Here is a 22,421-nt window from a genome sequence, read left to right on the forward strand (position 1 = left end):
CCGCGCTCGCGACCTCGCCGCCTACGGCAGCGACGCACGACGCGCCACTGCCTCCTGCAATGCCACGACAAACTCCGGCGCCAGCGGCAGCTTGCCGAACCAGCCGTACTGGGTGCCGCTGAGCACGCGCAGCATGTGCCCGCGGCCGCCGGGCATGCGCCCGGCCGGACGCATGCCCAGGTCGCGTAGCCGCGCCGCCAGATCGCGCTCGGACTGGAACAGCGGGGTCAGCCAGCGGCTCCAGAACTGGTACACCGCCACATGCGCCTGGCGTTGCGCCTGGTAGCGCGCCAGCGCCGCGTCGATGTCCGCGGCGGTGCGCAGGCTCTCGCTCAGCGCCCAGGCGTCCATCAGCGCCATGTTGACGCCCTGCCCCAGCTGCGGACTCATCGCGTGCGCGGCATCGCCGGCCAGGACCAGGCGGCCGCGGTACCAGTGCCGCTGCACCGCGTCGCGGTAGCTGGCCCGCGCCAGTTGCGCCGGCGCATCGATCTGCGCCAGGCGTTCGCGCGCCTGCGGCCACAGCTGCGCGATCTCCTCCAGCCACGGCTGCATGCCGCGCGCCTGCCAACCATCGAAGTCGGCGGTCGGCAGGCTCCAGAAGAAACTCACCCGCGGCTCGGGATCGCCGGGGCGCGTGCCCACCGGCAGCAGGCCGATCATCTTGCGCGCGGCCACGTAGCGCTGGCGCAGCTCGTCGGCGAAGGCCCAGTCGCCGCGCGGCAGCAGGCACCACAACGCGCCCCAGGGATACACCCGATCCAGCCGGGTCGCCTGTACCTGCGCGCGCAGCACCGAGGCCGAGCCGTCGCAGGCGATCACCAGGTCGAACGGTCCATGCCAGCGGCCGTGCTGGTCCTGCACGCGGCGCAGCGTGTCGTCGATGGCGACGATGTGCGTATCGCGCTGCAACGTGGCGTAGCCGTCCCAGGCCTGCGCCAGCAGCGCGAACAAGGCGCCGCGCTGCAGGCCCAGCCCGAACAGGCGCGCGTCCAGGTCGCGGTAGCGCATGTCCATCACCGCGCGCCCGCACGGGGTCTCGCCATACAGGCGGTGCACCGGCGCACCGTAGGCCAAAGCCTGCTCGAGCAGGCCGATCCGCCACAGCACCTGCAGGCCGGTCGGCTGCAGCAGGAAGCCGGCGCCGACCGGCCCAGGCTGCGCCGCGCGCTCGAACACCTGCACGCGGTGCCCGTCGCGCGCCAGCAGCAGCGCCAGCGTCTGCCCCGCCGTGCCGTAGCCGACGATGCCGATGTGCAGTCCTTGCTTCATTGCGTTCACGACGTCCGGACGCCGCCACGGCGGCGGTGTCTCCCACAAAAAACCCCGCCGAAGCGGGGTTCAAGGCACAACCGAGTCAACGCGCGCGCTTACTCGACCGGCGTGATATTCGAGGCCTGCGCGCCCTTCGGACCCTGGGTCACGTCGTAGCTGACACGCTGTCCTTCCTGCAGGCTGCGGAAGCCCTTGGAGTTGATCGCGGAGAAGTGCGCGAACACATCGGCGCTACCGTCTTCCGGAGAAATAAAACCAAATCCCTTGGCGTCGTTGAACCACTTGACGGTACCGTTCGGCATGGTGATGCGAGACCTTTTGCAGTGAATGGGTGGTGGTTGTGCGGCAGCCGCACCGGCGGAGTATGCAAAGCTTGCGCAGCGAAGACAATCACCCGCGCGCCAGTTCCCCGACCAGCTCCGGCAGGCCGACCGAAGCCGCCTCCACGTTGGCCAGCACCTCGGCCAGGGTGATCTCCTCGGCGTCGCCGCAGCCGGCCGCCCAGTTCGCCACGATCGCCAGGCAGGCGTAGTCCAGGCCCAGCTCGCGCGCCAGCCCGGCCTCGGGCATGCCGGTCATGCCGACCAGGTCGCAGCCGTCGCGGCGCAGCCGGGCGATCTCGGCGATCGTCTCCAGGCGCGGCCCCTGGGTGGCGGCGTAGCAGCCGCCATCGACCAGGGCGGTGCCGGTGACGCGCGCGGCGGCCAGAATCTTGCTGCGCAGCAGCGGCGAGTACGGATGACCGAAATCCACGTGCAGCACCTCGCTGCCCGGCTCCTCGCACAGCGTGGAGATGCGCCCCCAGGTGTAGTCGATCAACTGGTCCGGGCAAGCCAGCACGCGCGGGCCAAAACGCTCGGTGATGCCGCCGACGGTGTTGAGCGCCAGCACCCGGGTGGCGCCGATCTGCTGCAACGCAGCAAGGTTGGCGCGGTAGTTGATCTTGTGCGGCGGCAGCGAATGGCCTTCGCCATGGCGGGCCAGGAAGGCCACGCGGTGACCGAGCAGCGTGCCGACCCGCACCGGGCCGGAGGGCGCGCCGTAGCGCGTCTGCACCTCGTGGGTCTGCACGTCGTCGAGCTGTGCGAGCTTGTAGACGCCGGTGCCGCCGATGACGGCCAGTGCGATGTTGTCCATGCGGATCCTCGAACGAAAAAGAACACCTGCGCCGGCGACACGCGCCGGCAGGGGGGATGGCAGCGAAGCGGCGAGGCTGGCTCGCCTGCCGCTTACTCCTTCATCGCGTAGATCGCCGGCAGGTTGCGCAGGGCTTCGTTGACGTCCATGCCGAAACCGAACACGTAGCGGTCGGGCACCTCGACACCGATGTAGTCGGCGGTCACCCCGGGCACGCAGCGGTCGTGGCGCTTGACCGTCAGCGCGGCGATGCGCACGTCGGTGGCCCCCTGCTCCAGGCACCACTCGCGCACCGCCTTCAGGGTCAGGCCTTCGTCGAGGATGTCGTCGAGCAGCAGCACGCGGCGGCCGTACAGCGCGGTGGCCGGGCGGTGCTTCCACACCAGTTCGCCGCCGACGGTCTCGCCGCGATAGCGGGTGGCGTGCAGGTAATCCAGTTGCAGGTCCTGGCCACGGCTGCCCAGCTCCAGCGCCAGCTGGCCGGCGAACGGCAGCGCGCCATGCATGATGGTCAGGTAGACCGGGGTTTCGCCGCGGTAATCGGCGGCGATGGCGTCGGCCATGTGGGCAATGGCCTGGTCGATGCGCGTGCGATCGACCAGCAGGTCGGCCTGGGCCAGGGCCTGGGCGATGGTGAGAGTGGACATCAGGCGGTTTTTCCGAAGGTGGAGAGCAGATGGGATTGGGTGTGGCCGTAGCGGGCGTCGGCCAGCAGGCCGTCCCAGCCGAGGCCGCCGCGGCCGATCAGGCCGAGCAGCGCGGCGGTGTTGAGCGGGCGGTCGCGCACCGCCTGCAAGGAATCTTCGACCAGTTCCGGGTGGCAGACCAGGACCACGTCGCAGCCGGCGTCCAGGTGCGCGGTGACCCGCGCAGCGACGCCGCCGGCGGCGAACGAGGCGGCCATGCCGATGTCGTCGGAGAACACCACGCCGCGGAAGCCCAGGTCCTGGCGCAGGATCTGCTGGATCCAGCGCGGCGAGTAGCCGGCCGGCTCCGGCGCCACCTGCGGATAGACCACGTGCGCCATCATCACCGCATCGGCGCCGGCGGCGATGCCGGCGGCGAACGGCACCAGGTCTTCCTGGCGCAGGGTCTCCAGCGGACGCGGGTCTTCGGCGTTGTCGACGTGGGTGTCCTCCAGCACGGTGCCGTGGCCGGGGAAATGCTTGAGGGTGGCGCCCATGCCGACGCTGTGCATGCCGCGCACATAGGCTTCGGCGAAGGCGGCGACCACCTGCGGGTCGTCGCTGAAGGCGCGGTCGCCGATGGCGCGGTTGCCACGGGCCAGGTCCAGCACCGGCGCAAAGCTCAGGTCGACGCCGCTGGCGCGGATCTCGCTGGCCATCAGCCAGGCGTGCTGCTCGGCCATCTGCAGCGCCGAGGCCGGATCGCGCGCGTACAGCGCGCCGAAGCCCTGCAGCGGCGGCAGCGCGCTGTAGCCCTCGCGGAAGCGCTGCACGCGGCCGCCCTCCTGGTCCACGCAGATCAGCAGCGGCCGCGGCGCGGCGGCGCGGATCGCCGCGCTCAACTCGGTCACCTGCGCGCGCGAGGCGAAATTGCGTTTGAACAGGACCACGCCGGCCACCGCATCGTGCTGCAGCCAGTCGCGCTCCTGCGCGGTGAGTTCGGTACCGGCAACGCCGATCGCGAGCATGCGGGGGATTCTCCTGCCGGCGCGGTTCAGGCGCCTGTGGGCCGGCATTGTCGCAGATGCCGGCGTCGGCGGCAGGTTGCGCCCTAGGCTGACATGCCGCGGTAATGAACTGCGTGCGCAGCGAGGCGCCGGGCAATCCCGGCCGGGCCGCATGACCGGTACACCGCAGGCGGTCCTCCTGCCAGCAGTCATGGACCGGTGCAGTGGGGAGACGCCCAGGCGAGCCGATGTCAGGACCGGCAGGACGCCTGTGCACCATCGCGGGCTGCCTTCTTTCGCCTCATATGGCGCTGCCCCGCGTGCGCCCCATGGCGCGAAGCTCGACGTGCCGTGCGCGCCCTCCTAGACTGCGCAGCCGTCCGGACCGCACTCGCGGCCCGCCTGGGCGTCGGCCAGCAGGCCGCGCACCGTGGCGGCGAACACCTCCGGCGGCTGCGCGCCCTGCAGCGCCTGGCGGCCATCGATAACGTAGGTGGGCACCGCGCGGATCCCCATCGCCTGCGCCTGCTGCAGTTCGGCCTGCACCTCGTCCAGGCCCTCGTCGCCTTCCAGCAGCGCCTGCACCCGCGCCGCCGACAGCCCGCCCGCGGCGCCGGCCTCGCACAGCGTCTGCGGATCGGACAGGTTGCGGCCCTCGGCGAAGTGCGCATGGAACAGCGCTTCGGCGACCGCGTCGACGTCGCCCTCGCGCGCCGCCAGCCACAGTAGCCGGTGCGCCGGCAGCGTGGTCACCCGCACCTGGCCGCGGCCGAAGTCGAACGGCAGGCCTTCGGCACGCGCAGTGGCCTGGGTCTGCGCCAGGATCTGCTCGGTGCGCGCCGCACCGCCGAACTTGGCCGCATAGGCCTCGCGCAACGGCACCGGCTCGGCGCCGGCGTCCGGATCCAGCAAATACGGATGCCAGTGGATCTCCAGCGCCGGCGCGTCCGCGCCGAGCGACGCAAGACCTTGCTGCAACCGGCGCTTGCCGATCCAGCACCAGGGGCAGACCACGTCGGACCAGATGTCGATGCGCATGAGCGGGGATTCGGGATTCGGGATTCGGGATTGGCAAAAGCATAAGCCCGATTGCCGCGAGAAGCGGGGATTCGGGATTGGGGATTCGCAAAAGCGGGCCGCATGCGGCGCTTGGCTTTACGCGTTTGCCAATCCCGAATCCCCACTCCCCAATCCCGTCCATTCGCGGAATGGACGGCTTGCCAGCGCCACGTTGTAGTACCGCGGATCGTCGGTGACTTCGGCGCCGAGCCAGTCCGGCCTGGCGAACGCTTCGTCGGCGCTGTCCAGCTCGATCTCGGCGACCACCAGCCCGGCGTTGTCGCCGAGGAACTCGTCCACTTCCCAGAGGTGGCCCTGGTGCTGCACGAGATGCCGGCGCTTGTCGATCAGCCCGCCCACGCACAGCGCCAGCAGCGCGCGCGCATCGTCCAGCGGAATCGGATACTCGAACTCCTGGCGGGTATGCCCGAGCTCGCGCGACTTGAGGTTGAGAAACGCGGCCTCGCCCTGCACCCGCACCCGCACCGACGCCTTCTGCGCCCCGCTGGCCAGCGCCGCCTGGTCGTTGAGATAGCCCTGCGCCATCGGCATCACCGCATGCGCCGCCGCACGCCAACCGTCGCCGGTCACCAGGAATTTGCGTTCGATTTCTAGAGGCATGGGATTGGGGAGTAGGGCTTCGGGATTGGTGAAAGCATAAGCCAGCGCGCCGACACGCCGTTGCGAATCCCCAATCACCAATCCCGAATCACGGCTTTTCAAACACCGCAATGCTCTCCACATGCGCGGTATGCGGGAACATGTCCATCGCGCCGGCGGCCTTGAGCACGAAACCCTGGTCGTTGACCAGGTAGCCGGCGTCGCGCGCCAGCGAGCCGGGATGGCAACTGACGTAGACGATGCGCTGGAACTGCTTCAGCGGCAGTTGCTGCAGCACCTCCAGCGCGCCGGAGCGCGGCGGGTCCAGCAGCAGCTTGTCGAAGCCCTGGCGCATCCACGGCGCCTGGCGCTGGTCCTGGGTCAGGTCGGCGGCGAAGAACTGGGCGTTGTCCAGGCCGTTGCGCTGCGCGTTTTCCCGCGCACGCGCCACCAACCCGGCGTCGCCTTCCACGCCGACCACCTCGCGCACGGTGCGCGCCAGCGGCAGGGTGAAGTTGCCCAGGCCGCAGAACAGGTCCAGCACCCGGTCGCCAGGCTGCGCGTCGAGCAGCGCCAGCGCGTGCGCGATCATCTTCTCGTTGAGCGCGGCATTGACCTGGATGAAGTCCAGCGGCCGGAACGCCAGTTCCACGTCCCACTGCGGCAACCGGAACGACAGCGGCACCTCCTGCGGATACAGCGGATGCACGCTGTCCACGCCGCCGGGCTGCAGGAAGATGGCGAAATCGTGTTCCTGGGCGAAGGCGATCAACGCGTCCTGGTCGCGCGCGCTCAGCGGCTGCATGTGGCGGAAGGTCAACGCCACCGCGGCGTCGCCGGCGATGAACTCGATCTGCGGGATGTCGCGCTTGCCGTCCAGGCTTTCGACCAGCTCCGCCAGCGCGGTCACCTTGAAGCCGATCTGCGGGATCACCGTATGACAGACCGACAGGTCGGCGACGAAGCGCGGGTCCTGCTCGCGGAAGCCGACCAGGGTCTTGTCCTTCTTCTCCACCCGCCGCACCGAGAAACGGCCCTTGCGCCGGTAGCCCCAGGGCGCGCCGGTCAGCGCCGGCAGCACCGCTTGCGGGGTCACGTGGCCGATGCGCTCCAGGTTCTCGGTCAGCACCCGCTGCTTGGCGACGATCTGCTGATCCTCGGCCAGGTGCTGCAGCACGCAGCCGGCGCAGACCCCGAAATGCGGGCAGCGCGGCGTCACCCGCTGCGGCGAGGCCTGCAGCACCTGCACGGTGCGCGCCTCGTCGAAGTGGCGGTTGCGCGCGGTGGGTTCGGCCAGGACGGTCTCGCCAGGCAGCGCGCCGGCGACGAAGGCGACCTTGTCGCCCTCGCGGCGGGCCACGCCGCGGCCATCGTGGCTGAGGTCGGCGATGTCGGTCTGGAAGGGCGTGCGGTCGAGACGGTTTCTGGATCGGGCCACGTGGCAACAGGCTGCGGGCGGAAAAGGGCGGCCATTGTCGCAGATGGACCGGGCCGGGACCGGCTTGCGATTGCCGCGCCGGCGAGGCAAAGTGGCGCGACGCACGCGCGCCGCCGCGCGGGATGCGACCACGCCGCATGGAGGCTCAGCATGGCATCGACCCAGGACCCGGTAACGCGACTGCTGCTCGTCGAAGACGACCCGATCAGCCGCGCCTTCTTCGACGCGACCCTGCAGGCGTTACCAGCACACGTGGACCTGGCCGACTCCGTCGCCAGCGCCCTCGCCCGCGCGCAGACGCAGGCGCACGACCTGTGGCTGATCGACGCCAACCTGCCCGACGGCAGCGGCAGCGACCTGCTGCGCCAGTTGCAGCGGCAACGTCCCGGCACCCTGGGGCTGGCGCATACCGCCGACGCCAGCGCCGCGGTCCGTGCCCAGTTGCTCGACGCCGGGTTCGCCGACGTCCTGCTCAAGCCCCTCAGCACCGAGCGACTGCTGCAGTCGGTACGCAGGCTACTGGCGCGCGGCCGCCTCGGCGGCGCACCTGGTACCGCCGAGCCGACCCTGGACTGGGACGAAACCACCGCATTGGCTGCACTCAATGGCGAGCGCGCGCACCTGATCGCCCTGCGCGAATTGTTCCTGGCCGAACTGCCCGGCACCCGCGACGCGGTCGCTTCGGCCCTGCAACTCAGCGACGACCAGGCCGTACGCAGCCACCTGCACCGATTGCAGGCCAGCTGCGGCTTCGTCGGCGCCGCCCGCCTGGCGCGCGCCGTGCGCCAGTTGCACGGCGACCCGGCCTCCTCGCAGGCCCGCCACCAATTCAGCGAGGCGGTGGCGGCGTTGTTGCACTGACGGCTGGGATTGGGGATTGGGGATGGCGCTAGATCTTCTGCGCGAGGCGGCGTAGACGCGGCGTCGGCCGCGACCGGCGCGCCGGACGCTGCCTCGCGATCCTGGCCTGGGCCACTCTCGTCCCCCACCTCCCGTCACGGATCCCGTACTGCACTGGTGCTCGTGACGGCCAAGTTGCAAATGAGATTCTTTATCAACTAAATTAACGCCCCGACGACATCTTCGGACCAGCCATCGCCCCGTCCGGTCATTACGGCAACAGGGGCATCGCATGTTTCAGACTTCACTCCACCGGCAAGCGCCGGCGATGGGCCTGCTAGCCCGCGCCTTGCTGGCCGCCCTCGTGGCCGCCGCGTCCACCTCGGCCAACGCCCAGGACGCCGCCACCGACGACGACACCCGCGATGCCCAGCCACCGGCCGATGCCACGCAACTGGACACGGTCATGGTCAAGGGCCAGCGGCTCAGCCTGGACCTGCAGCAGGACGCGGCGGTCGGCGCGCTGGGGACGTCTCGCCTGCTGGACACGCCGTTCTCTGTGGCGCTGGTCGAAGAACCCGAGATCGCGCGGCGCCAGGCCACCACGCTGGGGCAGATCTTCATCAACGATCCGTCGGTGTTCGCCGCCGAGCCGCCGGCCAGCACCAACTGGTGGGGCACGCAGATCCGCGGCATCGAGGTGCGCAATTTCTATGTCGACGGCGTGCCGATGCTGATGGAATGGGGCGGCGAGTTCCCGCTGGAAGCGGTGCAATCGGTGCAGGCACTGAAGGGCCTGGGCGGCTTCATGTATGGCTTCGGCACGCCCGGCGGCATCGTCAGCTACCAGACCAAGCGCCCCACCGACACCGCGCTGCTGGCCACCACCTTCGGCTATCGCAACGACAGCGCGTTCTCGGCCCAGCTCGACGCCGGCGGGCGCGCCAACGGGCCGGACTCCTTCGGATACCGTCTCAACGGCGGCATCGAACGCGGCGATGCCTACAACGGCGCCGGCATCGACCGGAAGACGCTGGCGCTGGCGGTCGAGCAACCGATCGCCGAGAGCCTGACCTGGCATGCGGAAGTGGTGCACGAGCGCAACACGCTCGAGCACGAACCGCTGTACTTCTACTGGGACAGCTACGACGGCGCGCACCTGCCGCGACCGACCAACGACTACGCCAAGATCCGCGTCGACGGCGCCTATTACAGGACCGCCCTGCTGCACGCGACCACCGGCCTGAACTGGCGCATCGACGAACGCTGGAGCGCGTCGCTGAGCGTGGGCGGCAGCCGACGCCGGCACGAGTCGCACAAGATGTTCGCCAATCTGCTCAACGAAGCGGGCGACTACGCCGGTTTCGCCTATGACTTCGGTGCGGTGCTGCGCAACAGCGTGGTGCAACTGCTGGTCAACGGCCGCATCGACACCGGCCCGGTGGCGCACGAACTGGTGTTCGGCACCTCGGTGCAGCGCAGCTGGGACCAGTGGAGCAAGGCGTTCTACTGGAGCCACGACTTCGACGGCAACCTGTATCGCCAGCAGTCCTTCCGCCCGACCCGGCGCCCGGACTACAGCCTGGCGCCGGTCAGCGCGGACCTGCGCCAGAAGGCGGTGTTCGTCAGCGACACCATGCAGCTCGGCGACCACTGGCGCGCCATCCTCGGCGCGCGCCACGTGGAGTATCAGCAGCGCGACCTGGATGGCGACGCGACGGTGGACAGCGGTTACCGCACCTCGGTGACGACCCCGACCGTGGCGCTGATCTACAAGCCCATCGACGACGTGTCGCTCTACGCCAGCTACGTCGAGGCACTGGAGCCGGGCAGCCGCGTCGGCGCCGATGCGGTGCCCGCCTACGCCAACGCCGGCAGCGTGCTGCAGCCGACGGTGAGCAAGCAGTACGAGCTCGGCGCCAAGCTACAGAGCGGGCGCTTCGCCCTGACCACCGCCGCGTTCCGCATCGAGCGCGGCGCGCAGATCGACGCCTACCGCGACGGCCTGCGCTATCTGACCCAGGACGGCCTGACCCTGTATCGCGGGCTGGAAGTGATCGGCAGCGTCGGCCTGACCGACGACCTCGAACTGGGCGTCGGCGGACTGTGGATGGACCCGCGGCTGAAGGATCTGTCGCCGGACAACGCGGCCTTGCGCGGCAACCGCCCCGCCGGCGCCGCACGCCGGCAACTGCTGGCCAATGCCACCTGGCGCGTACCGGGCGTGCGTGGCCTCAGCCTGCACGGCAACGTGCGCTACTCCGGCGATGCCTACTACGAGGACCAGAACCGCATCCTCATCCCCGGGCACACCGTCGCCGCGGCCGGCTTCCAGTACGCCACCACGCTGGGTGGCTACGCCGCGCTGTGGACCGGCAACGTCAACAACCTGTTCGATCGCACCTACTGGAACCAGCACACGCTGGGCGAGGCACGCAATGCCGCGCTGAGCCTGCGGATCGACTGGCGCTGAGTGCTGCCTGCCGCTGTCGTCGCCGCACGCGGCGGCGACGGTCGACGGTAGCGCGGCCCCGGCGCGTTAGCGCCTCCGATCGCGACGGAAGCGGCTATCGCAACGGCTCTTGTCTTTTTTACCGGATCAGCTGCGACGGGCATGACCAAGAAAGCCCATCGCGGCTGATCCCGCAAAAGGGGACAAGAGCCGCTCCTACGGAGCAACCTGCATCCGCTTGCGCTGTGACGAACGCAGGTCACTCGGGTATCCGCTTGCCGAGCACGCGCGCTGCCGATCAGGCGCGTTCACGATGCATTGGACGGCGGCGACCGAGGCGGCGCTTCCGGCGTGGATGCAGGCGTCGCATCGCGCTGCGCATCCAGCTCGGCGTCCGACGCCGGCGTCGCCACGCGCGGTGCCGACTCAGGCATTGCGGCGACGCCGGGTGCATCCGCTCGGAGCGGATCGTCCTGCGGCAGCTCCGGATCGGCCGCCGCCGGCGCGATGCCCGCGGCGCTGGCGCTGCGCTGCCGCGCCAGGTCCTCGACCATTTCCCAGGACTTCAGTCCGCGCCCGCCGAGGTGGTGCAGCAGCACCACGCGCATGCCACGGCGCAGGCCGGGCAGATCCTCGGCAACCGGTTCGGCGTCGTCGGCCAGGGCCAGCAGGGCGCGCCCGGTGGCCATGCCGCTGCGCTGGTCGTGGCCGCGGTCGCTCAACAGCCGGCGCGGTCCGTGCTCGGCGTCCAGCACGTAGCGCGCGGCAGGGTCGATCGGCTCGCCGTCGCCGTCGTGGCGCAGGTCGAAGCCCACGCCCAGCGCCTCCAGCAGGTCGCGCTCGAAGCAGCGCAGCGACCAGGCCAGCGGCGCCTCGGCCGCCAGCCGCGCCCGCACCCGCGCGTAGGCCAGGTACAGATCCGGCGCCGGGTCGTCGCGCGGCGCCAGGCGCAGGGTCAGTTCGTTGATGTAGAAGCCGGCCAGCATCGCCTCGCCGCTGAGCCGCGGTGCCGTGTCCACGGCCTCGGCCGCGCGCAGTTGCGCCAGTTCGCCGCGGCGCTGTGCGCTGAAGCGGATCGACTGCAGCGGCTGCAGCGCCGCGCGCAAGGCCTGCTTTTTCGGCCCCTGCACGCCGCGCGCCAGCACGCCGAGCCGGCCGTGGTGCACGCTCAGCACCTCCACCAGCAGGCTGGTCTCGCGCCAGGGCCGCGCATGCAGGACGAAACCGGGTTCGTGCTCGATCAAGGCGGGGATTCGGGAGTGGGGAATCGCAGGAGCGGCGGTCAGGGGACGGAGCGCGTGCGTGGGAAGCAGGAAGCAGGAAGCGGTGCTGTAGCGAATTGAACGAGGCAAGCAATGAAATGGCCACGCCTTGTAGGAGCGGCTTCAGCCGCGACGGGCGTTACCGGGACAGCCTGTCGCGGCTGAAGCCGCTCCTACAACATCCCGAACCCCGAATCCCGGCTTCCCAGCCTTATTCCCCGTACCCGAACGCCTTCAGCGCCGCCTCGTCGTCGGACCAGCCTTCGCGCACGCGCACCCAGGTCTCCAGGAACACCTTGGCGCCGAACAGGCGCTCCATCTGCTGGCGGGCCTTGGCGCCGATGTCCTTCAGGCGGGTGCCGCCCTTGCCGATCACGATCGCCTTCTGGCCTTCGCGCTCGACCCAGATCACTGCGCCGATGCGCAGCAGCGCGCCGTCCTCGGCGAAGCGCTCGATCTCCACGGTGGTCGCGTACGGCAGCTCCTCGCCGAGCTGGCGCATCAACTGCTCGCGCACCAGTTCGCCGGCCAGGAAGCGCTGGCTGCGGTCGGTGATCTCGTCCTCGCCGAACATCGGCGGCGCTTCCGGCACCAAGGCCAGCAGGTCGCGCACCAGCGCCTCCAGGCCCTTGCGCTTGAGCGCGGAGATCGGGTGCACCGCGGCGAAGCTACGGCCCTCGCTGACCTGCTGCAGGAACGGCAGCAGCGCGGTCTTGTCCTTGAGCCGGTCGACCTTGTTGACCACCAGCACCACCGGGATGCCGGCGTCGCTGAGCACGTTGAACGCCAGCGTGTCCTCTTCGTCCCAACGCCCGGCCTCGATCACCAGCAGGCCGGCGTCCACGCCTTCCAGCGAGCCGCGCGCGGCGCGGTTCATCACCCGGTTCATGGCGCGCTTCTGCTCGCGGTGCAGGCCCGGGGTATCGACCAGCAGCAGCTGGCCGGCCGGGAAGCTGGCGATGCCCAGCAGCCGGTGCCGGGTGGTCTGCGGCCGGTTGGAGACGATGCTGACCTTGGCGCCCACCAGGGCGTTGGTCAGGGTGGACTTGCCCACGTTGGGGCGGCCGATCACGGCCACGCTGCCGCTGCGGTAAGGGGGGGTGGCTTGCTCGTTCACTTGCTCGAATCCAGTTGCTCGATGGCGGCGGCGGCGGCCTGCTGCTCGGCCAGGCGCCGCGAGGTGCCCTCGCCCTCGGTCACCAGGGCGGGCTCGGCGAGTACGCAGCGTACCCGGAATAGTTTGGCGTGGTCGTCGCCGGTCTCGCTGATCAGTTCGTAGGCCGGCAGGCTGCGCTGCCGGGCCTGCAGCCATTCCTGCAGGCGGGTCTTGGCGTCCTTCTCCACCTTGCCGACCGGCAGCGCCGCCAGCGCAGCCTCGAACCAGGGCAGGATCGTGGCGCGGCAGGTCTCGAAGCCGGCATCCAGGTAGATCGCCGCGACCACGGCCTCCACCGCATCGGCCAGGATCGAGTCGCGGCGATGGCCGCCGGATTTCATCTCGCCCGGCCCCAGGGTCAGGCGTTCGCCCAGCTCCAGCTGCCGGCCGATCGCGGCCAGCGAAGCCTCGCGCACCAGCTCGGCGCGGGCGCGGGTCAGCGCGCCTTCGTCGGCCTTGGGCCAGCGCTGGTACAGCGCCTCGGCGATCAGCAGGTTGACGATGCCGTCGCCGAGGAACTCCAGGCGTTCGTTGTGCGGCGCGCCGGCGCTGCGATGGGTCAGCGCCTGCGCCAGCAACTGCGGCTCGGCGAAGCGGTGACCGATGCGGTCACCGCGCAGGATGGTCTTACTGGCCACCACGCGTCGTCAGGTCCTGGGTGGCGTCGAACTTGCCGACCACGTCCAGATTGGCGATCAGCGGGCGGCGCACTTCGTAGGCCACGTGCATCTTCACCCCCGTATCGGTGCGCTCGAAGGTGACGTCGCTGGGCTTCACGTTGTCCGAGTTGTTGATGTCCAGCCGCCGGAACAGCGAGGCCTTGGCCTGCGACGGGTCCATCTCGGCGCTGCCGGCTTCCGTCGCCAGGCCCTTCATCGCCGAACGCACGGCATAGAACTCCATGTACATCGGGAACAGCTTCATGCCGATGTAGACGAAGAATCCGACCACCGCCAGCACGATCACGAACGAGGTCAAGGTCATGCCACTTTGCTTGTGCTTCATCGCGCTTCCCCTCACGCAAGTCACTGAATGGACGTTCCGATCCGCGACGGATCGAAACTGCCGCTGCAGAACCACCCTTCGCAATTGAGCCAGATCAGGAACGCCTTGCCGCGCAGGTTCTCCTCGGGCAGGAAGTGGGTCTGGGTCCAGAACCGGCTGTCCTCGCTGTTGTCGCGATTATCGCCCATCACGAAGTACTTGCCCGGCGGCACCACCCAGTCGCCCTGGCCGGCCGGATTGTTGCGGTCGATCCATTCCAGTTCGGTGTGGGTGCGGCCCGGCAGGTACTCGGTGAGCAGGGTCGCGCCGGTCATCTCCGCGCCCTTGCCCTTGCCGACGTACTCGCCCATCACCTTGTACTTCATCGGCGTGCCGTTGATGTACAGGGTGTCGCCGTGGAAGCCGATGCGGTCGCCCGGCAGGCCGATCACGCGCTTGATCCAGTTCTCGTCCGGCTTGTGCGGCGGCTTGAACACCACCACGTCGCCACGCTTGGGCTCGCCGACCGGAATGATCTTCTGGTTGGTGATCGGCAGGCGGAAGCCGTAGGAGAACTTATTGACCAGGATGAAATCGCCGACCAGCAGGTTCGGCATCATCGAGCTGGACGGGATCTTGTACGGCTCGGCGATGAAGCTGCGCAGGATCAGCACCACCGCCAGCACCGGGAAGAACGCCCGCGAGTAGTCCACCAGCACCGGCTCGGCGTCCAGCAACCCGGCCCGCGCGGCACGGCGCTTGGCGAAGAACAGCTTGTCCAACAGGGTGATGATGCCGGTGGCGAAGGTCAGGACCACCAGCGCGATTTCAAACCATTTCATTCGGGTTCCTTCGGAACGGGATTTGGGATTGGGGATATGGGATTCGCAAGAACGGGACGGCGGCAGGCGCACCCGCCTTGGCCAATCTCCAATCCCGAATCCCCAATCCCGGCTACTTGTCCATCTGCAGCACAGCCAGGAAGGCTTCCTGCGGGATTTCCACGCGGCCGACCTGCTTCATGCGCTTTTTGCCTTCCTTCTGCTTTTCCAACAGCTTCTTCTTGCGCGAGACGTCGCCACCATAGCACTTGGCCAGCACGTTCTTGCGCATCGCTTTGACCGTGGTGCGGGCGATGATCTGCGAGCCGATCGCGGCCTGGATCGCCACGTCGAACATCTGCCGCGGGATCAGGTCCTTCATCTTCTCGCACAGCTCGCGGCCGCGGCGATCGGCGTGGCTGCGGTGCGCGATCAGCGACAGCGCATCGACCTTGTCGCCGTTGATCAGCACGTCCACGCGCACGAACGGGCCGGTGTCGAAGCGCACGAAGTGGTAGTCCAGCGAGGCGTAGCCGCGGCTGACCGACTTGAGCTTGTCGAAGAAGTCCAGCACCACCTCGGCCATCGGCAGCTCGTAGCTGATCTGCACCTGGCTGCCCAGGTAGTTGATGCCGATCTGGCTGCCGCGCTTTTCCTCGCACAGCTTGATGATGTTGCCGATGTATTCCTCGGGGGTGAGGATGTTGGCGCGGATGATCGGCTCGCGGATCTCCTCGACCATGTTCACCGGCGGCAGCTTGGCCGGGTTGTCCATGCTGATGATGCTGCCGTCGGTCTTCAGCACCTCGTAGACCACGGTCGGCGCAGTGCTGATCAGGTCCAGGTTGTACTCGCGCTCCAGGCGCTCCTGCACGATCTCCATGTGCAGCATGCCGAGGAAGCCGCAGCGGAAGCCGAAGCCCATCGCCTCGGAGCTTTCCGGCTCGAAGCGCAGCGCCGCGTCGTTCAGGCGCAGCTTGTCCAGCGCCTCGCGCAGGTTGGTGTAGTCCTCGGCGTCGACCGGGAACAGGCCGGCGAACACGCGCGGCTGCATTTCCTGGAAGCCGGGCAGCGGCTTGCTGGCCGGGTCGCCGGCCAGGGTCAGGGTGTCGCCGACCGGTGCGCCGTGCACGTCCTTGATGCTGGCGGTGACCCAGCCCACCTCGCCCGCGCGCAGCGCCGGCAGCACCTTGCGCTTGGGCGTGAACACGCCGACGTTGTCGACCTGGTGGGTGCGGCCGGTGGACATCACCAGCAGCTTGTCGCCGGCCTTGATCTCGCCCTGCATCACCCGCACCAGCGAGACCACGCCCAGGTAGTTGTCGAACCAGGAATCGATGATCAGCGCCTGCAGCTTGTCGGTGTCGCGCGGCACCGGCGGCGGGATGCGCTGCACGATCGCCTCCAGCACGTCGCGCACGTTCAGCCCGGTCTTGGCGCTGACCGCCACCGCGTCGGTGGCGTCGATGCCGATCACCGCCTCGATCTCGGCCTTGGCGCGGTCGATGTCGGCGGTGGGCAGGTCGATCTTGTTCAGCACCGGCACCACTTCCAGGCCCTGCTCCACCGCGGTGTAGCAGTTGGCCACCGACTGCGCTTCCACGCCCTGCGCCGCATCCACCACCAGCAGCGCGCCTTCGCAGGCGGCCAGCGAGCGGCTGACCTCGTAGGAGAAGTCGACGTGGCCGGGGGTGTCGATGAAGTTCAGGTGGTAGACCTGCCCGTCCTGCGCGGTGTACGGCAGCGACACGGACTGGGCCTTGATGGTGATGCCGCGTTCGCGCTCGATCGGGTTGGAGTCGAGCACCTGCGCTTCCATCTCGCGCGCCTGCAGGCCGCCGCAGAGTTGGATGATGCGATCGGCCAGGGTCGATTTGCCGTGGTCGACGTGGGCGATGATGGAGAAGTTGCGGATGTTCCGCATCGAATCAGAGGACATGAGGTGGGCGGCGGCCAGGACCGTCGTCAGGATAACGGGCCATTATCGCATGGCCGGCGGCCGCTGGTGACGGCCGCCGGATTCGCCCCCGGCCCCGGGCGCCGACCCGGCTGGATCGGCGCCGGGGATGGCGCCCGGCCACGGCCGGGCGCGCGGGATCAGCCGCCGGCGCGTACCGCGACGAAGCTGGTGGTGTCGCGGACGCGGATCAGCAGCATCACCACGTCGCCCTTCTTGTAGGCGCTCAGCTGCTGGTTCAGGGCGGCCACGCTGCCGACCGGGGTGCGCCCGACCTGCAGGATCACCATGCCCGGCACCAGCTGCGCGTCGCGCGCGGCGCGGCCGGTCACCGCGGTGATGCGCACGCCCTTGCCCGGCTCCACGCCCAGTTGCTGGCGGGTGGCAGCGTCCAGATCCGCCACTTCGATGCCGAGCAGCGCATTGGCCCCGGTGGCCGGGGCGGCGTTGTCGCCCACCACCGGGCCGGCGTTGGGCTGGGCGTCGTCGGCCAGCGCGGTCAGCTGCACGGTCAGCTCGCGCGGCTTGCCGTCGCGCAGGATGCCCAGGCGCACCTTGGCGCCCGGCTGCATCGCGCCGATCATCGGCGGCAGGTCGCTGGACGCGCCGATCTCGGTGCCGTTGACGGTGCGGATCACATCGCCCACTTCCAGCCCGGCCTTGGCCGCCGGGCTGCCCTGGACCAATTGGTTGACCAGCGCGCCGCGCGTATCCGGCAGGCCCAGGCCCTGCGCCTTCAGCGAATCGATGGCGCCGACCATCACCCCGAGCTGGGCGCGGGTGACCTTGCCGGTCTTCTTGATCTGCTCGACCGCGCTCATCGCCAGGTCGATCGGGATCGCGAAGCTGATGCCCATGTAGCCGCCGGAGGCGGAGAAGATCTGCGAGTTGATGCCGACCACTTCGCCGCGGGTGTTGAGCAGCGGGCCGCCGGAATTGCCCTGGTTGATCGCCACGTCGGTCTGGATGAACGGCACGTAGCGCTGGTCGGCGTAAGGGTTGCTGCGCCCGGTGGCGCTGACGATGCCGGCGGTGACCGAGTGGTCCAGGCCGAACGGCGAGCCGATCGCCACCACCCACTGGCCGGGCTTGAGCAGGTTGGAGTCGCCGATGCGCACCGTCGGCAGGTTCTTGCCGTCGATCTTCAGCAGCGCCACGTCGTACTGCTGGTCGCTGCCGACCACCTTGGCGGTGAACTCGCGGCGATCGGTGAGCTTGACCTTGACCTCGCTGGCGCCGTCGACCACGTGGTGGTTGGTCAGCACGTAGCCATCGGGCGAGATGATGAAGCCCGAGCCCATCGAGCGGCCCGCGGGGCCGTCGTCATCCGGCGCGCCGCCGCGCGGCTGCCCGGGCATCCCCGGCATGCCCTCCGGACCGAAGAAACGGCGGAAGAACTCGGGGATCTGGTCGTCGTCGGGCATGCCGCCGCCGGAGCGCGCGGCCGCGGCGCGGCGGCTGATGGTGGTTTCGACATTGACCACGCCCGGCCCGACCTGCTCGACCAACCGGGTGAAATCGGGAAGGTTGCCGACCAGTTGCGGTGCCGGCGCGGACTGCGCGGCCAGCGGCGTGGCGCTGGCGGCGCTGGGGCTGGGCTGCTGCGCACAGGCGGCCAGCGGCACGGTCAGCGCCAGCAGGCCCAACAGATGGTGGCGGATACGGTGAGTCATCGGACGCGAGCCTCCGGTTCGGGAAGGGGAAGAACGAGGGGACGAAGCAACGGGCCCACGCGCCGGGCGAAGCAGGACGCCTGCCGGCGCGCGGGGTCAGGGCTGCTGCGGCGGCGGCGGGTTGGCCACGGCGTCGGCAGGCAGGCGGGGTTCGAACGGATAGAACGCCGCCGGGTCCACGCCGCTGCGCGGGAAGCTGGCGGTGAAGGCGCTGCCGGCGTCGGCGGCCGGCAGGGTCGAGCGCGGCCACGGCCGGGCCTGCAGCGGCGCGGCCGGATGCCCGAACGGATCGCTGGCGCGCTGCGCGACCATCGTCGGAGGCACGACCGGCGCCACGAACGGCGTCTGCGCGGGCATCTTGGCTTGCGGCCTGGTGGGCGCCGCCGCGGCATAGGCGCGCTCGGCCGGGGCGCTGCGGGGCCGCGCGGCCTGCTCGCTGCGCGCGGCCTCGCGTCGCGCCGCCGCTTCCTGGCGGCGGTTGGCCGCGATCGCCATCGCCGGCGCCGCCGCGACCGCCGCGGCGAGGTCGCCTTGCGGATCGGCAGGCGCCGGTGCAGGCGTCGGGATCTGCGGCGCGGTCGCGGCAGGCGCCGGCGTCGGCGCGGCGGCATCGGCCACCCGCGCCGGCGTCAGCGCCTCGGGGGTTTGCGGCAGGCGCTGGGTCACGAACAGCGCCAGCAGGGCGACCGAGGCGGCCAGGGCCGCACTGCCGCCCCAGCGCCAGGTGCGGCGCTTGCCGGCCGCGCTGGCCACTTGGGCGCGCGCGGCCTGCTGCGCTTCGGCGGCCACCGCCTGGCGCACGCGGGCACTGAAATCGCTGGGCGCCGGCACGCTGACGCGCCCGCGCAGGATGTCGCCGCACAGCTGCCAGCGCTCGTGGCAGCCGGACAGTTCCTCGTCGTGCTGCAGCCGGCGCAGCACGAAGCGCGCTTCGTCGGCCGGCAGTTCGCCGTCGATCAGCGCGGACAGTTGCTGCCGGTAGTGCAGCTCGAACTTGTCCGGCGCTGCGCTGTCGGGCGCCGGCACTGGCTTGGGAAAGGGCGTGCTATCGGTCATACGCGGTGTCGCTCACGGGTGGCGCTGTCGGTATCCAGCAGGGGACGGAGTTCGGCGTCGATGGCCTCGCGGGCGCGAAAGATCCGCGAACGCACGGTGCCGATCGGGCAGCCCATCTTCTGCGCGATGTCCTCGTAGCTCATGCCCTCCACCTCGCGCAGGGTGATGGCGGTGCGCAATTCTTCCGGCAAGGCATCGACCGCCTTCATCACCGTGCGCTCCAGTTCCTGGCGCATCAACTCGCGCTCGGGCGTGTCGGTGTCGCGCAGCCGGGTGCCGCTGTCGAACTGCTCGGCATCGAGCACGTCGACATCGTCGGTGGGCGGCCTGCGGTTGTGCGCGACCAGGTAGTTCTTGGCGGTGTTCACGGCGATCCGGTGCAACCATGTGGAGAACTGGGCGTCGCCACGGAAGCTCCCCATCGCGCGGTAGGCGCGGATGAAGGTGTCCTGGGCCACGTCCTGACATTCGCTCCAGTCGGCGATGTAGCGCCCGATCAGGCCGACGATCCGATGCTGGTACTTGCGCACCAGCACATCGAACGCCGCGCTCTCGCCGCGCTGCACACGCCGGACCAGTTCCAGGTCCAGCTCCTGGGGTGTTTCGACATCGGCCATAGCGGGCCGCACTCCTGTCAGCCCAACCTACGTCGGACCCTCTGACCGCCAATTCGGAAAAAAGTTCAGCGCCCCTCAGCGGATCGCCGCCCCACGACGTTAACCGGCGTTCCGTTAGGCTGGCGCAAGGCCAGCGGTCGCGGGACGCGCCTCAATTCCCCTGCATTGGGATTTGACGCGACGGAAACAACCTCTGGATGATAACGATCTTCTCCATACACAAGCGGATGGTCCTCCCCATGCTTTCAGGCTTCGACGGGCTCCGATTCAGTCACTGGCAAGCGGACATCCGCGGCGACGGCGTCGTCGTGCTCAGCCTCGACCGCCAGGACGCGCCCGTCAACGCGCTGTCGCAGGACGTGCTGCTGGAGCTGGGCGACCTGCTCGAGCGCATCGCCATCGATCCGCCCAAGGGCGTGGTGATCCGCTCGGCCAAGGACAACGGTTTCATCGCCGGCGCCGACCTCAAGGAGTTCCAGGAATTCGACCGCCGCGGCACCGTCAACGACGCCATCCGCCGCGGCCAGGCCACCTTCCAGAAACTGGCGGAACTGCCCTGCCCCACGGTGGCGGCGATCCACGGCTTCTGCATGGGCGGCGGTACCGAGATCGCCCTGGCCTGCCGCTACCGCGTCGCCTCCAGCGACGCCGCCACCCGCATCGGCCTGCCCGAGACCAAGCTCGGCATCTTCCCCGGCTGGGGCGGCAGCGCGCGCCTGCCGCGGCTGATCGGCGCGCCGGCGGCGATGGACCTGATGCTCACCGGGCGCACCGTGTCGGCCTCGGCAGCACGCGCGATGGGCCTGGTCGACAAGGTCGCCGCGCCCGCCGTGCTCACCGATACCGCGGTGGCGCTGGCGCTGTCCGGCACCACCCGTCCCTTCAAGCAGCGCGCCACCGCCTGGGCCACCAACACCTGGCCGGCGCGCAAGCTGCTGGCGCCGCAGATGCGCAAGCAGGTGGCGCGCAAGGCGCGCAAGGAGCACTACCCGGCGCCATACGCGCTGATCGGCGTGTGGGAACGCAGCGGCGGCAGCGGTATCCAGGCGCGCCTGGACGCCGAGCGCAAGGCGGTGGTCAAGCTGGCCAGCACGCCTACCGCGCGCAACCTGATCCGCATCTTCTTCCTCACCGAACGGCTCAAGGCGCTGGGCGGCAAGGCGCACGGCATCCGCCACGTGCATGTGGTCGGCGCCGGTGTGATGGGCGGCGACATCGCCGCCTGGTCGGCCTACAAGGGCTTCGAGGTGACCCTGCAGGACCGCGAGCAGCGCTTCATCGACGGTGCGCTGAGCCGCGCTGGCGAACTGTTCGCCAAGCGGGTCAAGGACGACAGCAAGCGTCCGGCGGTGGCGGCGCGGCTGAAGGGCGACCTGGCCGGCGACGGCGTGCCGAAGGCCGACCTGGTGATCGAAGCGATCATCGAGAATCCGCAGGCCAAGCGCGAGTTGTACCAGGCGCTTGAACCGCGCATGCAGCCGAATGCGCTGCTCAGCACCAACACCTCCTCGATCCCGCTGACCGAGCTGCGCGAGCACATCCAGCGCCCGGCGCAGTTCGGCGGCCTGCACTACTTCAACCCGGTGGCGCAGATGCCGCTGGTGGAGATCGTCTGCCACGATGGCCTGGCGCCGGAGAATCAGAAGCGGCTGGCCGCCTTCTGCAAGGCGATCGACAAGCTGCCAGTGCCGGTCGCCGGCACCCCCGGCTTCCTGGTCAACCGCGTGCTGTTCCCGTACATGCTGGAAGCGGCCACCGCTTATGCCGAGGGCATTCCCGGCCCGGCGATCGACAAGGCCGCAGTCAAGTTCGGCATGCCGATGGGGCCGATCGAGCTGATCGACACGGTGGGCCTGGACGTGGCCGCCGGCGTCGGCGCCGAGCTGGCGCCGTTCCTGGGCCTGCCGATCCCGGCGGCGCTGCAGACCGTGGAGCCGGGCAAGCGCGGCAAGAAGGATGGCCAGGGCCTGTACACCTGGGAGAACGGCCGCGCCAAGAAGCCGGAGCTGGCCAAGGACTACCGCGCACCGGACGACCTGGAAGACCGCCTGATCCTGCCCCTGCTCAACGAAGCGGTCGCCTGCCTGCACGAAGGCGTGGTCGCCGATGCCGACCTGCTCGATGCCGGCGTGATCTTCGGCACCGGCTTCGCCCCGTTCCGCGGCGGCCCGATCCAGCACATCCGCGCCGCCGGCGCCGACGTGCTGCTGGCACGCCTGCGCGCCCTGCAGGCGCGCTATGGCGAGCGCTTCGCGCCGCGCCCGGGCTGGGAGTCGCCGGCGCTGCGCGAACCGGTGGTTTAAGCTCGCGCCCTGATCGTGTTTTGCGTAGGAGCGGCTTCAGCCGCGATGGGCATTACCGGGTACACCCATCGCGGCTGAAGCCGCTCCGACAAAAGACGCGTTGCGGCGACGGGTCGCGCGCATGCGCATGATCCGGCCATGGCTGCGGCCGTCGGCGC

Annotated in this window: 19 protein-coding genes and 1 pseudogene; 3 read left to right on the forward strand and 17 right to left on the reverse strand. The window is 69.8% G+C overall.

The window, feature by feature from the left end; genetic code table 11:
- Window positions 1-21 precede the first annotated feature (21 nt).
- The 8 genes from FHR56_RS09925 to rlmD all read right to left on the reverse strand — a co-directional run bounded on the left by FHR56_RS09925 (window position 22) and on the right by rlmD (window position 7,142).
- Window positions 22-1,272, reverse strand: coding sequence for an NAD(P)/FAD-dependent oxidoreductase (locus FHR56_RS09925; protein ID WP_184502484.1), 1,251 nt, complete (start codon window positions 1,270-1,272; stop codon window positions 22-24).
- Window positions 1,273-1,370: 98 nt separating this feature from the next.
- On the reverse strand, window positions 1,371-1,577 hold the full coding sequence (locus tag FHR56_RS09930; protein WP_003488188.1) for a cold-shock protein: 207 nt from the start codon (window positions 1,575-1,577) through the stop codon (window positions 1,371-1,373).
- Window positions 1,578-1,665: 88 nt separating this feature from the next.
- On the reverse strand, window positions 1,666-2,418 hold the full coding sequence (locus tag FHR56_RS09935) for an S-methyl-5'-thioinosine phosphorylase (protein ID WP_184502614.1): 753 nt from the start codon (window positions 2,416-2,418) through the stop codon (window positions 1,666-1,668).
- Window positions 2,419-2,504: 86 nt separating this feature from the next.
- Window positions 2,505-3,059, reverse strand: coding sequence for a hypoxanthine-guanine phosphoribosyltransferase (locus tag FHR56_RS09940; RefSeq protein ID WP_160948345.1), 555 nt, complete (start codon window positions 3,057-3,059; stop codon window positions 2,505-2,507).
- On the reverse strand, window positions 3,059-4,066 hold the full coding sequence (nagZ, locus tag FHR56_RS09945; protein WP_160948344.1) for a beta-N-acetylhexosaminidase: 1,008 nt from the start codon (window positions 4,064-4,066) through the stop codon (window positions 3,059-3,061). Before nagZ ends, FHR56_RS09940 begins: the two co-directional genes overlap by 1 nt.
- A 342-nt stretch (window positions 4,067-4,408) precedes the next feature.
- On the reverse strand, window positions 4,409-5,083 hold the full coding sequence (locus tag FHR56_RS09950) for a DsbA family oxidoreductase (protein WP_160948343.1): 675 nt from the start codon (window positions 5,081-5,083) through the stop codon (window positions 4,409-4,411).
- Window positions 5,084-5,200: 117 nt separating this feature from the next.
- Entirely contained in the window at window positions 5,201-5,725 is a 525-nt protein-coding gene (locus FHR56_RS09955; RefSeq protein ID WP_160948342.1) for a CYTH domain-containing protein, read from the reverse strand.
- A gap of 88 nt (window positions 5,726-5,813) precedes the next feature.
- Window positions 5,814-7,142 (reverse strand): 23S rRNA (uracil(1939)-C(5))-methyltransferase RlmD, encoded by a 1,329-nt coding sequence (rlmD, locus tag FHR56_RS09960; protein ID WP_160948341.1) that lies wholly within the window; start codon window positions 7,140-7,142, stop codon window positions 5,814-5,816.
- Between the two features lie 150 nt (window positions 7,143-7,292).
- Here rlmD and FHR56_RS09965 point away from each other — a divergent pair, with 150 nt between their 5' ends.
- Both FHR56_RS09965 and FHR56_RS09970 read left to right on the forward strand, forming a co-directional pair.
- Window positions 7,293-8,003, forward strand: a complete 711-nt coding sequence (locus tag FHR56_RS09965; protein ID WP_160948340.1) for a response regulator — start codon at window positions 7,293-7,295, stop codon at window positions 8,001-8,003.
- A 307-nt stretch (window positions 8,004-8,310) separates the two neighbouring features.
- Entirely contained in the window at window positions 8,311-10,455 is a 2,145-nt protein-coding gene (locus FHR56_RS09970; RefSeq protein ID WP_160948339.1) for a TonB-dependent siderophore receptor, read from the forward strand.
- Window positions 10,456-10,961: 506 nt separating this feature from the next.
- Here FHR56_RS09970 and recO read toward each other — a convergent pair.
- From recO to rpoE, 9 genes and pseudogenes are all read right to left on the reverse strand, one after another.
- Window positions 10,962-11,687, reverse strand: a pseudogene (gene recO, locus FHR56_RS09975) (DNA repair protein RecO); the annotation flags it as partial.
- 220 nt (window positions 11,688-11,907) lie between these two features.
- Window positions 11,908-12,813 carry a GTPase Era gene (gene era / locus FHR56_RS09980; RefSeq protein WP_010340598.1) on the reverse strand — a complete coding sequence of 302 codons (906 nt, stop codon included), beginning with the start codon at window positions 12,811-12,813 and terminating at the stop codon, window positions 11,908-11,910.
- A complete protein-coding gene (gene rnc / locus FHR56_RS09985) occupies window positions 12,810-13,490 on the reverse strand; it encodes a ribonuclease III (RefSeq protein ID WP_160948337.1) in 681 nt (226 codons plus the stop codon). The genes era and rnc overlap by 4 nt, the downstream gene beginning before the upstream one ends.
- Window positions 13,480-13,857 (reverse strand): DUF4845 domain-containing protein, encoded by a 378-nt coding sequence (locus FHR56_RS09990; protein WP_160948336.1) that lies wholly within the window; start codon window positions 13,855-13,857, stop codon window positions 13,480-13,482. The genes rnc and FHR56_RS09990 overlap by 11 nt, the downstream gene beginning before the upstream one ends.
- A 20-nt stretch (window positions 13,858-13,877) precedes the next feature.
- Complete coding sequence (gene lepB, locus FHR56_RS09995; RefSeq protein ID WP_160948335.1) at window positions 13,878-14,678, reverse strand: signal peptidase I; 801 nt, start codon at window positions 14,676-14,678, stop codon at window positions 13,878-13,880.
- Window positions 14,679-14,790: 112 nt separating this feature from the next.
- Entirely contained in the window at window positions 14,791-16,581 is a 1,791-nt protein-coding gene (gene lepA, locus FHR56_RS10000; protein ID WP_019796414.1) for a translation elongation factor 4, read from the reverse strand.
- Window positions 16,582-16,754: 173 nt separating this feature from the next.
- Window positions 16,755-18,287: a DegQ family serine endoprotease gene (locus tag FHR56_RS10005; protein ID WP_160948334.1), complete on the reverse strand. Its 1,533-nt coding sequence runs from the start codon at window positions 18,285-18,287 to the stop codon at window positions 16,755-16,757.
- A gap of 96 nt (window positions 18,288-18,383) precedes the next feature.
- Window positions 18,384-19,343 (reverse strand): RseA family anti-sigma factor, encoded by a 960-nt coding sequence (locus FHR56_RS10010; RefSeq protein ID WP_160948333.1) that lies wholly within the window; start codon window positions 19,341-19,343, stop codon window positions 18,384-18,386.
- Window positions 19,340-19,960, reverse strand: coding sequence for an RNA polymerase sigma factor RpoE (gene rpoE, locus FHR56_RS10015; RefSeq protein WP_160948332.1), 621 nt, complete (start codon window positions 19,958-19,960; stop codon window positions 19,340-19,342). The genes FHR56_RS10010 and rpoE overlap by 4 nt, the downstream gene beginning before the upstream one ends.
- 239 nt (window positions 19,961-20,199) lie before the next feature.
- On the opposite strand from rpoE, the gene FHR56_RS10020 reads away from it, so the two are divergent.
- Window positions 20,200-22,263 carry a 3-hydroxyacyl-CoA dehydrogenase NAD-binding domain-containing protein gene (locus tag FHR56_RS10020; protein ID WP_160948331.1) on the forward strand — a complete coding sequence of 688 codons (2,064 nt, stop codon included), beginning with the start codon at window positions 20,200-20,202 and terminating at the stop codon, window positions 22,261-22,263.
- Window positions 22,264-22,421 lie beyond the last annotated feature (158 nt).

This window comes from Xanthomonas sp. F10, assembly GCF_014206815.1.
Classification (GTDB): domain Bacteria; phylum Pseudomonadota; class Gammaproteobacteria; order Xanthomonadales; family Xanthomonadaceae; genus Xanthomonas_A; species Xanthomonas_A indica.

What these genes read in the sequence shown, in the direction of transcription:
- FHR56_RS09925 (WP_184502484.1), bottom strand. Translation starts at nt 1,272, where the DNA reads ATGAAGCAAGGACTGCACATCGGCATCGTCGGCTACGGCACGGCGGGG.
- FHR56_RS09930 (WP_003488188.1), bottom strand. Translation starts at nt 1,577, where the DNA reads ATGCCGAACGGTACCGTCAAGTGGTTCAACGACGCCAAGGGATTTGGT.
- FHR56_RS09940 (WP_160948345.1), bottom strand. Translation starts at nt 3,059, where the DNA reads ATGTCCACTCTCACCATCGCCCAGGCCCTGGCCCAGGCCGACCTGCTG.
- nagZ (WP_160948344.1), bottom strand. Translation starts at nt 4,066, where the DNA reads ATGCTCGCGATCGGCGTTGCCGGTACCGAACTCACCGCGCAGGAGCGC.
- FHR56_RS09950 (WP_160948343.1), bottom strand. Translation starts at nt 5,083, where the DNA reads ATGCGCATCGACATCTGGTCCGACGTGGTCTGCCCCTGGTGCTGGATC.
- FHR56_RS09955 (WP_160948342.1), bottom strand. Translation starts at nt 5,725, where the DNA reads ATGCCTCTAGAAATCGAACGCAAATTCCTGGTGACCGGCGACGGTTGG.
- FHR56_RS09965 (WP_160948340.1), top strand. Translation starts at nt 7,293, where the DNA reads ATGGCATCGACCCAGGACCCGGTAACGCGACTGCTGCTCGTCGAAGAC.
- FHR56_RS09970 (WP_160948339.1), top strand. Translation starts at nt 8,311, where the DNA reads ATGGGCCTGCTAGCCCGCGCCTTGCTGGCCGCCCTCGTGGCCGCCGCG.
- FHR56_RS09990 (WP_160948336.1), bottom strand. Translation starts at nt 13,857, where the DNA reads ATGAAGCACAAGCAAAGTGGCATGACCTTGACCTCGTTCGTGATCGTG.
- lepB (WP_160948335.1), bottom strand. Translation starts at nt 14,678, where the DNA reads ATGAAATGGTTTGAAATCGCGCTGGTGGTCCTGACCTTCGCCACCGGC.
- lepA (WP_019796414.1), bottom strand. Translation starts at nt 16,581, where the DNA reads ATGCGGAACATCCGCAACTTCTCCATCATCGCCCACGTCGACCACGGC.
- FHR56_RS10005 (WP_160948334.1), bottom strand. Translation starts at nt 18,287, where the DNA reads ATGACTCACCGTATCCGCCACCATCTGTTGGGCCTGCTGGCGCTGACC.
- FHR56_RS10010 (WP_160948333.1), bottom strand. Translation starts at nt 19,343, where the DNA reads ATGACCGATAGCACGCCCTTTCCCAAGCCAGTGCCGGCGCCCGACAGC.
- rpoE (WP_160948332.1), bottom strand. Translation starts at nt 19,960, where the DNA reads ATGGCCGATGTCGAAACACCCCAGGAGCTGGACCTGGAACTGGTCCGG.
- FHR56_RS10020 (WP_160948331.1), top strand. Translation starts at nt 20,200, where the DNA reads ATGCTTTCAGGCTTCGACGGGCTCCGATTCAGTCACTGGCAAGCGGAC.